General features: G+C 63.3%; 1 protein-coding gene. It reads right to left on the bottom strand.

Annotation, left to right across the window (positions count from 1 at the left end):
* Positions 1-330 (bottom strand): DDE-type integrase/transposase/recombinase (locus MKK50_RS12745; protein WP_499022740.1); only part of this gene is annotated, 330 nt, incomplete at both ends.

Here is a 330-nt window from a genome sequence, read left to right on the forward strand (position 1 = left end):
CGCCTCCTTGAGCGTGTAGAAGATCTCGCCGTTCAACAACTCGTCTCGTAGCCGTGCGTTAAAGCTTTCGACGTAACCGTTCTCCCATGGCGATCCGGGTGCGATGCAGGCGGTCTTCGCGCCGACGCCGGTGATCCAGGCCTGTACCGACGTGGCCATGAACTCCGGACCGTTGTCCGAGCAGATGTGGCCCGGCACACCGCGTAGGATGAGCAGGTCGGACAGCACGTCGATGACGTCCGCCGCCTTGAGTTTGCGCGCCACCCGGATCGCCAGGCACTCACGCGTGAACGCATCGACCACGTTGAGCATCCGGAACTTGCGCCCGTC

This window comes from Methylobacterium sp. J-043, assembly GCF_022829505.1.
Lineage (GTDB): Bacteria > Pseudomonadota > Alphaproteobacteria > Rhizobiales > Beijerinckiaceae > Methylobacterium > Methylobacterium extorquens_A.